3 protein-coding genes are annotated in these 13,948 nt (G+C 70.1%); 1 reads left to right on the plus strand and 2 read right to left on the minus strand.

The genetic code is table 11. The features are described 5' to 3' along the window. The first annotated feature begins 23 nt into the window (after positions 1-23). Positions 24-9,536: a type I polyketide synthase gene (locus AC4OXY_RS43420; protein ID WP_491992468.1), complete on the plus strand. Its 9,513-nt coding sequence runs from the start codon at positions 24-26 to the stop codon at positions 9,534-9,536. A 203-nt stretch (positions 9,537-9,739) separates the two neighbouring features. On the opposite strand, the gene AC4OXY_RS43425 is transcribed toward AC4OXY_RS43420, so the two are convergent. After that, positions 9,740-10,453, minus strand: coding sequence for a LuxR C-terminal-related transcriptional regulator (locus tag AC4OXY_RS43425; RefSeq protein ID WP_356038799.1), 714 nt, complete (start codon positions 10,451-10,453; stop codon positions 9,740-9,742). A 451-nt stretch (positions 10,454-10,904) separates the two neighbouring features. Beyond that, positions 10,905-13,799 carry an AAA family ATPase gene (locus tag AC4OXY_RS43430; protein WP_356038802.1) on the minus strand — a complete coding sequence of 965 codons (2,895 nt, stop codon included), beginning with the start codon at positions 13,797-13,799 and terminating at the stop codon, positions 10,905-10,907. Positions 13,800-13,948 lie beyond the last annotated feature (149 nt).

Raw genomic sequence — 13,948 nt, forward strand, 5'->3', positions numbered from 1 at the left:
CCATGAACCAGTGGAGTTTGAGCATGTCCACCTCCGAAGAGCGCGTGGTCGCCGCCCTGCGTGCCTCCCTGACCGAGAACGAGCGTCTGCGTCAGCGCAACGACGAACTCAGCCGGGCAGCCACCGAACCGATCGCCATCATCGGCATGGCCTGCCGCTACCCCGGTGACGTCACCGACCCGGAACAACTGTGGGACCTGGTCGCGGCCGGCGTCGACGCCATCACGCCGTTCCCCGCGGACCGTGGCTGGGACACGGCCGGTGACGCTTCCCCGGGCACTACGGGACAGGGTGGATTCGTCACCACGGCCACCGATTTCGACGCGGCCTTCTTCGGAGTGTCACCCCGCGAGGCCGTGGCGATGGACCCGCAGCAGCGCCTCATTCTGGAGACGTCCTGGGAGGCGCTGGAGCGCGCGGGCCTCGAACCCACCACCGTGCGCGGCAGCCGCACCGGTGTCTTCGTCGGATGCAGCAACCAGAACTACGGCGCCGTGTCAGGAGACGACACACCTGAGGGCATCGCGGGGCACCTGCTGACCGGCAACGCCGCGAGCGTCGTCTCGGGCCGGGTGTCGTACGTCCTGGGTCTGGAGGGTCCGGCGGTCACGGTCGACACGGCCTGCTCCTCCTCTCTGGTGGCCCTGCACCTGGCCGCCCAGTCGCTGCGCGCGGGCGAATGCGACCTCGCCCTCGCCGGCGGCGTCACCGTGATGTCCACCCCCGACGTCTTCGCTGAGTTCGATCGTCAGGGTGGTCTGGCGGGTGATGGTCGGTGCAAGGCGTTCGCGGAGGAGGCGGATGGTACCGGCTGGGGTGAGGGAGCCGGTGTCCTGCTGGTGGAGCGGCTGTCGGACGCCGTGGCGCGCGGGCATCGTGTGCTGGCGGTGGTGCGGGGTTCGGCGGTGAATCAGGATGGTGCGTCGAACGGTCTGACGGCTCCGAACGGTCCGTCGCAGCAGCGGGTGATCCGTGCCGCGCTGGAGGCGGCTGGTGTGTCGGCGGCTGATGTGGATGTGGTGGAGGCGCACGGTACGGGTACGAAGCTGGGTGACCCGATCGAGGCCCAGGCGCTGCTGGCGACGTACGGGCAGGGGCGCGACGGGGAGCGTCCGTTGTGGCTGGGGTCGGTGAAGTCGAACATCGGTCACACCCAGGCTGCCGCCGGCGTTGCTGGTGTGATCAAGATGGTCGAGGCGCTGCGGCACGGTGTGCTGCCGGCGACGTTGCATGTGGGTGAGCCGTCCTCACACGTGGACTGGTCGGCAGGAGAGGTACGACTGCTCACTGAGCCGCGGCAGTGGCCCGACACCGGCCGCCTCCGCGTGGCGGGAGTCTCGGCCTTCGGAGTCAGCGGCACCAATGCACACGTCATCCTGGAACAGGCCCCGATTCCGGAACCTCGGTCCGATGCCCGCCCTGCCACCTTGCCCTCCGCACCGGTGGCCTGGCTGCTCTCCGGCCGGACCGAGGAGGCCCTGCGAGCCCAGGCACGTTCTCTCGCGACCTTCGCCGACCGACACCCCGACATCGCACCCGGTCGTGCGGCACTGTCTCTCGCGACGACACGGACGTACTTCGAGCACCGAGCCGTGCTCATCACCGAGAACGGTACCGGTCCGATCGGGGCCCTGAGCGCCCTTGCAAATGGCCTCACTTCACCGGACACGATGGTCGGCCAGGACCGTGGAGACTCGCGGCAGGCCTTCCTGTTCTCGGGTCAGGGTGCGCAGCGGTTGGGGATGGGCCGTGAGTTGTGCGAGGCCTTCCCGGTGTTCGCGGACGCCTTCGACGCCGTGTGCGCTTACGTGGGCGCGGAGTTGCGTGATGTGGTCTTCGGGGAGGATGCGGGGCGGCTGGATCGTACGGAGTGGGCGCAGCCTGCGTTGTTCGCGGTCGAGGTGGCGTTGTTCCGTCTGGTGGAGTCGTTCGGGGTGCGTCCGGATGTCTTGATCGGGCATTCGATCGGTGAGATTGCTGCTGCGCATGTGGCGGGTGTGTTGTCGCTGGAGGATGCCTGCGCTCTGGTGGTGGCTCGTGGCCGGCTGATGCAGGAGTTGCCTGCTGGTGGTGTGATGGTGGCGGTGGAGGCTGCCGAGGGGGAAGTGGCTCCGCTTGTCGAAGGCCGTGCGGGTGAGGTGTCGATCGCCGCGGTCAACGGTCCTCGGGCGGTGGTGATCGCGGGTGCCGAGTCGGCCGTGGTCGAGGTTGCGGAGGAGCTCAAGAAGCAGGGTCGGCGTACGTCGCGTCTGCGGGTCTCGCACGCCTTCCACTCGCCGTTGATGGAGCCGATGCTGGACGCGTTTCGTGATGTGGCGGAGGGCATCGGGTACGGCACCGCGTCGATCCCGGTCGTGTCGAACGTGACCGGACGCCTCGCCGCAGACGGCGAGTTGGCATCGCCCGACTACTGGGTACGGCATGTCCGTGAGGCGGTCCGCTTCGCCGATGGCGTGGCTGCGCTGGCCGCCGAGGGTGTGACGCGTTTCCTGGAGATCGGCCCTGACGGCACCCTCACCGCCCTCGCGCAGAGCTGCGTTCCGCACGATGACGCCGACGGCGCACTGTTCGTACCGATGCTCCGCAAGGACGGTTCCGAGTACCTGGCGCTGCTGCGGGCGATGGCGAAGTTGCACGTCGACGGCGGGGAGATCGACTGGGCGGCGGTGTTCGGAGGCGGTGAAGGTATCGAGCCTGTCGATCTGCCGACGTATCCGTTCCAACGACAGCGCTATTGGCTGGCCCCGAACGAACCCTCTCCCGGTGGCTCGTTGGGCCCGTCCCGGGTGTCCGCTGTGGTGGACGCCGAGTTCTGGGCGGCCGTGGAGAAGGCGGACCTGCCGGCGCTCGCGGCGGATCTCGACCTCGCGCAGGACACGCTCGGGCCGGTGGTCCCGGCGCTGTCGAAGTGGTACCGCCGCCGACAGGAGCGGGCGGCCGTCGACGCCCTGCGCTACGAGGAGTCCTGGCGGCCGCTGACCCGGGACGACGAGATCACACCTGCAAGGGGTGCGGCCCGCACCGGGAACTGGGCCGTTCTGATCCCGTCCGACGCGGACACCGGTTCACGCGAGACCGCGAACGGCGTCGTCTCCGCTCTCCGCAAGCAGGGCCTGACGCCGCACGTCATCGCAGTGGACGCCGCTGATCCCGCGGCCTGTGCCGAGGCACTCGGCGTTCTCGCCGACGGAGCCGAGACGCTCGACGCCCCCCGTGACCTGGACGGAGTGCTCTCGCTCCTCGGATTCGCCGCATCCGCCGAACCGGCGGTAGCGGCGGTAGGGACACTGAACGCGTTGCGCGCGCTGGGCGGCTCGCGTTTCCCGGGCGTACGACTCTGGGCAGTCACCCAAGGCGCCGTCGCAGTCGACGGAGCCGAACGCGTAGTCCGCACGTCCCACAGTGCCGTATGGGGACTGGGGCGCGTCGCAGCGCTGGAACACCCCGATGTCTGGGGCGGATTGGTCGACCTGCCCGAGAACGTCGACGAGCGAGCGTACACCCGCCTCGTGCACGCGTTGACGAGCCTTCAGCGGGGCGAGGACCAACTCGCCATCCGCGCTCATGGTGTCTTCGGTCGGCGGCTCGTACAGTCCGCGCCGTTGCCGCAGCACGCTGACCGCTGGGAGCCGAACGGGACGGTGCTGATCACCGGGGGTACCGGTGCTCTGGGCGCACAGGTCGCCCGCTGGGCGGTGGAGCGCGGTGCCCGGGACCTCATCCTGGTCAGCCGTAGCGGCGCAGCGGCACCCGGAGCCGACGAGCTGCGTGCCGAACTGGAACAAGCGGGCGCGCGGGTCACGTTGCGCGCCCTGGACGTCTCCGTCCGCGCGGACCTCGGCTCGCTCCTTACGGAGTACTCCGTCGATGCCGTCTTCCACACGGCCGGAGTCCTCGACGACGCCACGCTGCTGGCGACGGACGCCGAGCGCATCGAGCGGGTGATGCGCCCCAAGGCATCGGCTGCCTGCCTGCTCGACGAACTGACCCGGGACCGCGATCTCTCCGCGTTCGTCCTCTTCTCCTCGCTGGCCGGAACGGTGGGGAGTCCGGGCCAGGGCGCCTACGCCGCCGCCAACGCGGTCCTGGACGCCCTCGCCGAGCGGCGCCGGGCCGACGGCTTGCCCGCGACCTCCGTCGCCTGGGGGCCGTGGGCAGGGGACGGGATGGCCGTGGAGTCCGGCGGCCGCCGCCGGAACCAGGGCGCCGTGACGGCACTCGCCCCCCAACTCGCCCTGTCCGCCCTCGGGGCGGTACTGGACGCGGGTCTCACCACCCAGTTGGTCGTGGACGCCGACTGGGCGCGGTTCGTTCCCGCGTTCACGACGACTCGTCCCAGCGCCCTCCTCTCGCGCCTTGCCGTTCCCGTCGTCACCTCCGCACCGGGCGGGGCCGCGCGAGCCGGCGAGGCCGACGACAGCCTGAGGTCACGCATAGCCGGTCTGCCGCGTGCGGCCGGGCTGCGCCTCGTACTGGACGAGGTGCAGAGGCTCGCGGCCGTCGTGCTGGGCCACGCCGGCGCCGAACAGGTCGGTGCGGAGCGGGCGTTCCGCGATCTGGGTGTGGATTCGTTGATCGCGGTGGAGCTGCGCAACGTCCTGGCCTCGGTCTCGGGCGTCGCGCTCCCCTCGACGGTGGTCTTCGACCGTCCGACCCCGCAGGCCCTGGCCGAGTTCCTCTACAGCGAGCTGTTCGGGAACGAGGCCGTCGCCGCTGCCACGTTGGACAGGGCAGCCGTGACCGCGCTGGATGAGCCGGTGGCGATCGTGGGTATGGCGTGCCGTTTCCCGGGTGGTGTGGAGTCGCCCGAGGATCTGTGGGATCTGCTGGTCAACGGGCGTGACGGCATCGGTGACTTCCCGACCGACCGCGGCTGGGCCGCGCTGGAGACCGTCTACGACCGTTACGCGAACGAAGACGGCAAGGCCTCGGGATTCGTCCGGCAGGGTGGGTTCCTGTCGGGTGTGGGTGGTTTTGATGCGGAGTTCTTCGGGGTGTCGCCGCGTGAGGCGTTGGCGATGGATCCGCAGCAGCGGTTGTTGTTGGAGACGTCGTGGGAGGCGGTGGAGCGGGCGGGGATGGATCCTCGGTCGTTGCGGGGGAGTCGTACGGGTGTGTTCGCGGGGACGAACGGTCAGGACTATCCGGCGTTGTTGGGTTTGTCGGAGGGTGACTTCGGGGGGTATGTCGGTACGGGTAATGCGGCGAGTGTGGCGTCGGGTCGGGTGTCGTACGTGCTGGGTCTGGAGGGTCCGGCGGTCACGGTCGACACGGCTTGCTCCTCCTCGCTGGTGGCGCTGCATCTGGCGGCGCAGGCGTTGCGGTCGGGGGAGTGTGATCTGGCGCTGGCCGGTGGTGTGACGGTGATGTCGACGCCGGGTGCGTTTGTGGAGTTCGGTCGTCAGGGTGGTCTGGCGGGTGATGGTCGGTGCAAGGCGTTCGCGGAGGAGGCGGATGGTACCGGCTGGGGTGAGGGTGTGGGTGTGCTGCTGGTGGAGCGGCTGTCGGATGCTGTTGCGGCGGGTCGTCGTGTGTTGGCGGTGGTGCGGGGTTCGGCGGTGAATCAGGATGGTGCGTCGAATGGTCTGACGGCGCCGAACGGTCCGTCGCAGCAGCGGGTGATCCGGGCTGCGCTTGCGGCGGCGGGTGTGTCGGCGGCTGATGTGGATGTGGTGGAGGCGCACGGTACGGGGACGAAGCTGGGTGACCCGATCGAGGCGCAGGCGCTGCTGGCGACGTATGGGCAGGGGCGTGAGGGTGAGCGTCCGTTGTGGCTGGGGTCGGTGAAGTCGAACATCGGTCACACCCAGGCTGCTGCGGGTGTTGCTGGTGTGATCAAGATGGTGGAGGCGTTGCGGCACGGTGTGATGCCGGCGACGTTGCATGTGGGTGAGCCGTCGTCGCATGTGGACTGGTCGGCGGGGGATGTACGCCTGCTGACCGAGCGGCAGGCGTGGATGGGGGACGCTGGGCGGGTGCGGCGTGCGGGTGTGTCGTCGTTCGGTCTCAGCGGTACGAATGCGCACGTCATCCTGGAGCAGGCACCCGAGCCGTCGATCTCGGGAAGCTCTGCGACGGACGATGGGGCAGTACTGCCCTGGCTTGTCAGCGGCCGCAGCGAAGCGGCCCTGAGCGCCCAGGCCGGGCGGTTGCTGGCGGTTGTCGAGGAGCCGGACGACTCGTCGTCCGCCGCTCTGGCCCGCGCGCTGGTCACGACCCGCTCCACATTCGAGCAGCGGGCCGTCGTGCTCGCTGTCACCCGTCAGGAACTGGCCGAAGAACTCAAGGCTCTGCATCTGGGCGAGCCCGGACTGCGCACGGTCGTAGGTGAAGGCCGGCGTAGTGGGCGGACGGCGTTCCTGTTCTCGGGTCAGGGTGCGCAGCGGTTGGGGATGGGGCGTGAGTTGTACGAGGCGTTCCCGGTGTTCGCGGACGCCTTCGACGCCGTGTGCGCTTACGTGGGCGTGGAGTTGCGTGATGTGGTCTTCGGGGAGGATGCGGAGCAGCTGTCTCGTACGGAGTGGGCGCAGCCCGCGTTGTTCGCGGTCGAGGTGGCGTTGTTCCGTCTGGTGGAGTCGTTCGGGGTACGTCCGGACATCCTGATCGGCCATTCCATCGGTGAGGTCGCTGCCGCGCATGTGGCGGGTGTGTTGTCGCTGGAGGATGCCTGCGCTCTGGTGGTGGCTCGTGGTCGGCTGATGCAGGAGTTGCCTGCTGGTGGTGTGATGGTGGCGGTGGAGGCTGCCGAGGACGAGGTGCTGCCTCTGGTGGAGGGCCGTGCGGGTGAGGTGTCGATCGCCGCGGTCAACGGTCCTCGGGCGGTGGTGATCGCGGGTGCCGAGGCTGCCGTCATCGAGGTCGCCGAGCAACTCCAGGCACAGGGGCGGCGCACGACCCGTCTGCGGGTCTCGCACGCCTTCCACTCACCGCTGATGGAGCCCATGCTCGACGCGTTCCGCCACGTCGCGGAGGGCATCAGCTACACCGCACCCTCCATCCCCGTCGTCTCGAACGTGACCGGACGCCTCGCCGGTGATGGCGAGTTGGCGTCGCCCGACTACTGGGTACGCCACGTCCGTGAGGCGGTTCGCTTCGCCGACGGGGTGAGCGCTCTCGCCGCCGAGGGCGTGACCCGCTTCCTGGAGATCGGACCCGACGGCACCCTCACCGCCCTCGCGCAGAGCTGCGTTCCGCACGATGACGCCGACGGCGCACTGTTCGTACCGATGCTCCGCAAGGACGGTTCCGAGTACCTGGCGCTGCTGCGGGGGATGGCGAAGCTGCACGTCGACGGCGGGGAGGTCGACTGGACCCCCGTCTTCGGTGAGCACGACGGTGCCGTGGCGGTCGACCTGCCCACCTATGCTTTCCAGCGCACCCGGTTCTGGCCCACGGTCACGGCGCACACGGTGGCGTCGGGGATGCCGTCGGACTCGGAGGGTGACGCGTCCTTCTGGTCGATGGTGGAGCAGGGGACGCAGAACCTGGCGGACACGCTCGGCGTGCCTCAGGACGCGCTGGATGCGGTCATCCCCCGGCTGACGGAACTGCGCCGCGAGCAGATGGAGCGCGCCGAGGTCGACGGCTGGCGGTACCGCGTGGAATGGGCGCCGGTGGAGGTACCGGCCACGGCTTCCCTGAGCGGACGCTGGCTGCTGCTGCAGGAGCCCGACGCCGCCCCTCTCGCCGGGCTCGATCGGTTCGTCCCCGGTCTGGAGCGGCTCACCTGTGACGTGCGGGACAGGGAGGGGCTCGCCGCGCTGCTGGAGTCGGCGGTCGACGAGGGCGAGCCGGCCGGTGTGCTGTCGTGCCTCTCCCTCTCCCTCCCTCTCTCCCCTTCCCTTTCCCCGTCCGCCGGTGTGCTCGACACGATGGCGTTGGTTCAGGCCCTCGGTGACGCGGGCGTGCGCGCGCCGTTGTGGGTCGTCACCCGGGCCGGGTTCGGCCCCGGTCGCGGCCCCGACGATCCCGCGCAGGCGGCGATATGGGGGATCGGCCGTGTGGCCGCTCTGGAACACCCGGACCGGTGGGGCGGGCTCATCGACGTGGCGACGGAGCCGAGCGACGAGGAACTCGCCGCCGTCGCATCGGTGTTGGCCCATGGCGGCGAGGACCAGGTGTCCGTGCGTGACGGGCGGATCCACGGCCGTCGGCTGTGCCCGGCACCGCAGTCCGGCACGGATCCGGGAGCGTCGCTCGGCGACGGCCGTCCGTCTCCGCGGCGGCTCCTCGTCACCGGAGGCACCGGTGCGCTCGGGGTGCGCGTCGCCGAGTGGTTCGTCACGCGCGGGACGCGGGAACTCGTCCTGGCGAGCAGGCGCGGCCCGGACAGCCCTGGGCTGGCCGAGACGGTCGACCGCCTGCGGGCGGCCGGTGCGGAACGTGTCGACGTCGTCGCGTGCGATGTCGCCGAACGGGCTCAGGTCGCCGCGCTGCTCGAAGCCCATCACGTCGACGGGATCGCTCATGTCGCGGGAGTCCTCGACGTGGAGCTCATCGATGCGATGACACCTGCTCATGTGTCGCGGGTGGTGGGGGCGAAGGGGTGGGGTGCGGTGTATTTGGATGAGTTGACGCGGGGTTGGGATTTGAGCGCGTTTGTAGTGTTTTCTTCGGTGGCGGGTGTGTGGGGGAGTGGGGGGCAGGGGGCGTATGCGGCGGCGAATGCGTGGGCGGATGCGGTGGTGGAGTCGCGTCGGTGTCGTGGTGTGGTGGGTGTGTCGGTGGGGTGGGGTCCGTGGTCGGGTGGGGGGATGGTGTCGGGTGAGGGTGCGGTGGAGTTGGGGCGTCGTGGGTTGCGGGTGATGGATCCGGGGCGGGCGTTGGTGGGGTTGGGTTCGGTGTTGGAGGGTGGGGGTGGTTCGGTGGTGGTGGCTGATGTGGAGTGGGGGCGTTTCGTTCCGGCGTTCACCAGTCGTCGTCCCAGCCCCCTGCTCGCCGGTCTCCCCCAGGCGGCCGCCGCCATGACGGTGCCTGACGCGCCGTTCGACTCCTCCGCTGCCGGCGCGGGGCGGCCCGCCCTGGTCGAGCGCGTCGCCGCGCTGTCGCCTCAGGGGCGCGCCGATGCTCTCCTGGACCACGTACGGCGTGCCGCGGGCAAGGCGCTGGGGCACGGCGACACGACCGCGGTCGCCGCCGAACGGGCCTTCCGCGACATGGGGTTCGACTCGCTGACCGCGGTGGAGCTGCGCAATGCGTTGATCGAGGACACGGGTCTGGCGCTGCCCGCGACCCTGGTGTTCGACCACCCCACGCCGGCCGCCCTGGCGCAGCATCTGGACGCCGAACTGTCCGGGGAGAACGAAACCGTGGCGACCATGCTGGCGGACCTGGAGACGGGTATCGCCCGCATCATGAAGGCGGATCCGGACGACGACGCCCGCGCGCTCCTCGGCGCCCGGCTCAGGACGCTCCTGAGCGAGATCGAGCTCTTCGGCGCCGGGCCCGACGGTGACGGCCCGTCTCTCGGCGAGCAGTTGGACGGTGCGAGCGACGAGGAGCTGTTCGACCTCATCAGCCGCGAGCTGGAGCAGTAGCCGCGGGGGAGTGCCGCCGAAGACCGGGCACCGTGCCCGGTCTTCGGTAACGTCCCTGCTCTGTCGGTGCGTTGGCGCTGCGCATGCGTCGGCGGCCGCACCGTTCGAGACGGTGCGGCCGCCGACACAGCTGTTGGGGGTGGCCCGGATCGACGCACAGCGTGACTGGTGCGCCAGGCGTCAGGCCGGTGGCGAAAGTGTCGCTACTTGATGAAGTCCGGCAGGACCCGCGGGGGCCACTGGCCGACGGTCAGCATGCCCATGGAGTGGGCACGCGCCACGAGGGCGGCGCGGTTTGGTGCCTTCAACTTCCGCAACATGAGACCGACATGGTATTCGACGCCCTGCCGGCTGAGGTAGAGACGAGCGGCGAGCTGGACCGTGGAGGCGCCGCTGGCGACGCCCTCCAGGACCTGTGCGTCGAGCTTGCTGAGAAGCCGCTCACCGGGGTTGAGGACTCCCTCCTCGGAGTCCGTGTCGGGTGCCTGGGCGTCCGGCCTGACCTGTACGACGATCCCGGCCAGCAGCCCGGTGGTGTTCTGTACGGCGATGCCCGTCAGTTCTCCGGAAAAGGCCCGCCCCTCGTCGCCCAGGCCGACCATGCGCTCGGCGAAGCGGTTACAGCGCCCTTCCGACAACCGGTTGAAGTGCCGGTTGAGAACGGAAGGCGAGCTGGGGTGCAGAAGATCGTAGAGACTCCGTCCGCAGATGTCGGCGGACGTTCTTCCGAACTGGCGGGAGAAATCATGCTCCGCCGCCACGATGTGCATGTCGGTGTCGATGTGTGCCGTGTAGAAGCGACGGCTGCTCTCCGTGCGGTGTCGGTGATCCGGCTGAGTTCGGTGAAACTCCGAAGGAGTGCGCGGGGCCGCCGCCCTGTCCCTGTTGTGCCAGGGGCCTGTTATTCGCGTGGTCACTGCGACGCACCGTCTTTCTGCATTCAGATGTGGGGAATCTGTTGCCCGAAGGCATATTTGATCGGACGCGATGCTGCTGCTTCCGGTTCCGAGATCGGCCGGTCCCCCGTCTCTGTGCGCATCTGATCAACTGTGATCGAGCCTAGGAATATGCCTACAGACGGGTCAAGCAAACTTTTGCGTGGCTCCAAAACACTGTGGTTCGGTGGTTCGGTGGTGCGGTCGCACGGGCCCCGCGGCACTGAGGGCAGCCAAGTGGCAGCCCCCTGAACGGCCAAGTGTCCCGCTGTGTCACCAACCGATTTCGTTGAGTGGTCGGGCGTGTGTCGCGGCCGACGCCGTCGCCGGTGGTGCGCGGGATAGAGCGTCGGAGCGAGGGTGTGACCGTTTCTCCGCGGATGGTGCCCGGTTACTGACCGGTTGGTGCCCTCCTGGTGCCCGGAGTTGGGGCTCACTGCTCGGTGTCGTCCCCCGTGAGCGCTTTGGCCAGCCCGGGGCGCCCAGGGATACCAAGTTTCCGATAGGAGTTCGTAAGATGTTTCTCCACCATCCGCGATGATGTGCCGAGTTGACTTGCGATGTCTGAGTTGCTGAGTCCTGCCGCCGCGAGACGTGCGACTTTGCGTTCCGAGGGGGTCAGTCTGTTGCCGCGGGCTTCGGGTTCCCCGGTTCTCTCGGCCAGTTTGCTGCCGATTTTCCTCGCCAACGCGGGGGCGCCATGTTCGTTTGCGAGTTCGTGTGCCCGTTTGAGGGCTTCCGATCTCCGGTTGCGGTGGGTTTCACGATGAGTTCCCAACGCGTACAGGGCCCGGGACAGTTCGTATGCGTTGCCGCTCTTCTCCAGGACCGTCGCGGCCTCTTCGAGCAACTCGGGGCCCTTGCGTCCGGAGGTGACCCGGCCGAGGACGATCAGGGCGCGCCCCAGTGCGGTGGGCGCGCCCCAGGCCCGGGATCTGTCGAGCTCCAACTGCGCTGCGGCGAGCGCTTCTTCGTGCTCGCCCAGGCGGTGGTGCATGAGGGCGGCGCACGACGACCACGGCAGGACGACCGGGTTCAGCCAGCCGATCTGCTCGGTGCGCCGGCCGGCGGTCCGGTAGTGGTCCAGCGCCGTGCGCGCCTCGTCGCGCCGGGCCGCGAGCGTGCCCCGCGCCACGTGCAGAAGCGCGGCCAGGTGCTGGTTCTCGGTGTGCAGCCGGTGCTGGGTGAGGAGTTGTTCCGCGAGCTCGGGCTCGTCGGTGTTCATCGCGACGATCGCGAGGACCGCCGCGCAGACGGTGGGCAGACCACTGGCCTCCGGGCCCGCCAGGGCGTCGGCTTGGACGACCTTGTCCCGGGCGTAGGTCCGGTGACCGTCGGCGAGCGCGACCAGAGCCTGTTCGCAGCGGATGACGGCCTGTTCCACGTCACCGCCGCGGCGCTGGGCGAGCCGGTGCGCCTCACGCAGCCAGTTGGCCGCGCCCTCGGTGTGCTCCGCGCCGGCGAGGATGTTCACGGCCAACGGCACGGTGCTGTGGACGTGGTCGGGGACGGGCCGCTCCTGCTCCAGGACGCGGGTGCACAGGCTCGCCAGCTGCTCCGCGGGCACGGAGCCGGCGACGAACGCGATGTGCATCAGTGACGTGACCAACTCCCGTTCGCCCGGGGTGGCCGGCCGGGGGGAGGGGCCGAGGTCGCGCAGGCGCCGCAGCGCCCGCTGGATGTGCGCGGGGTCCTGTGCCGACAGGATGTGCTCGCGTGCCTCCAGGCGCAGCGCCAGCTCGCGTTCCGTCGTGTCCCCGGTGTCCGAGCGGCGCAGCTCGTCGGCGATGGAGGCCCGGATGACATCGATGCGGAAGGCGGGCGGGTCCATCTGGAGCGGTCCCAGCAGCAGTATGGCGTCGGCCCGCTCCCGCACCGTGGAGAGAAGCGGTACGGCCTCCACGACGTGCCGGAGCGAGGCGGCGGTCGCGAAGCTGCGTTCCGAGGTGGCGAGATCGACGAGCAGCCGCGCCCTGTTGTGCCCCGAGAGGGACGAATCGAGGAGGGCGGGCCGCAGATAGCGTGCCGCGTCCCGGGGGGAGCCGCGGCGCTGTGCGCTGGCCGCGGCGGTGCGCAGGATCTGCACCGCCTTCGGGCCGCGCAGGGTGATGACCGCCATCAGCTGTTCCGCGGCGAGTTCGGCCGGGTGGCCGGCGCGGTGCAGCAGTTCGGCCGTCACCCCGCGCATGACGGTGCGTTCCTGGGCGGGCATGTTCTCTTCCAGCAGGTCCCGCAGCACCGTGCCCGAGGTGAGCCGGTACGAACGCCGGTCCACGAGACCGGCGAGGCGCAGCACTTCGACGGCCTGGTCCCTTCCCGCGTCGTCGAGTTCGGCGAGCCGGGCCACGAACTGCTCGTCCGCCGCGGGCCCGAGCAGGGTGAGCGCGTAGGCGACCCGCCGCACATGGTCGGGCTGTGACCGCAGGAACGCGTCGAGACGCTGGCGTACGCGCTCGGGGCGCAGGGTCGCCACGACGACGGCGTCCGTGGCCGTCGGACGCAGTCTCAGGTACTGCGCCTCGTCCAGCACCGTCCGCAGCAGCAGCGGGTTGCCGCCGGAGCGCGTCGCGACGGTGTCCACGAACACCGGGTCCGTCGCGCCGCCGAGGGACTTCTCCACCAGCAGACGCACGCTGTTGAGGCCGAGCGGCGACAGTTCCAGCGCCCGGTCGGACACCGTGTCGTCGGACCGGAACAGGCCGTCGGCGCACCCGGGGTCGGCCCGGAAGTCCCTGGGGGCGAGCACCTCGCGGACGTGCTGCCGGGTGCCGCGTACGTCACCGGGCAGCACGGAGAACACGAAGAGGATCCGCCGACGCGCGCGCCGGGCCAGCGACAGGGCGAGTGCCTGAAGGGATCCGGTGTCCGCCCACTGGAGGTCGTCCACCATGAGCACCGCCGGGCGGTCGTCCTGTATACAGCCGAGCAGCACCGTCAGCCAGCGCGGTGCCCGCTGCCGGCTGAGCGCGGACGACGCGGAGGTCGCCGTGGGCGTGCCGTCCCCGAGAGCCGTGTGCGACGTGCCCCCGGGCAGCGAGGCGTCGGCCCGCCGCAGCCAGCGGGCCAGGTCGTCGGGCGGGACGACCCCGCGCAGCGAGTCCAGCAACTGCCCCACCACGCCGAACTGGAACGGCTCCTCGGCAGCGGACGCCTGGGCCCGCAGGAGGACGAACCCGTGGTCACGGCTGAGGGTCGCCAAGGACTCCAGGAAGGTCGACCGGCCCACGCCCAGCGGACCCCGGACGACGAGCAGCGAGCCCTCTCCGCCCTCGGCGCGGCGCAGGGCGGCGGTGGCCTGCGCAAGGGCGGACTCGCGTTCTAGTAACACCGTGCTCGTACTCCCTCGTACGCGGGGCGCCGACCGGGCCGGCGGAACTCTGCGGTCGCTGTGCTGTCCGGGACCGGCGGATCGGCCGGTGCCCCCTCCGAGGGACAGTGCGAGGAGAGTCCATGGCATCGCTCATACAGAAGAAGTCC

It is taken from the genome of Streptomyces sp. HUAS MG56, from assembly GCF_058673395.1.

Bases quoted from the DNA above. Each gene is read 5' to 3' on its own strand.
- AC4OXY_RS43420 (WP_491992468.1), top strand. From the start codon at position 24: ATGTCCACCTCCGAAGAGCGCGTGGTCGCCGCCCTGCGTGCCTCCCTG.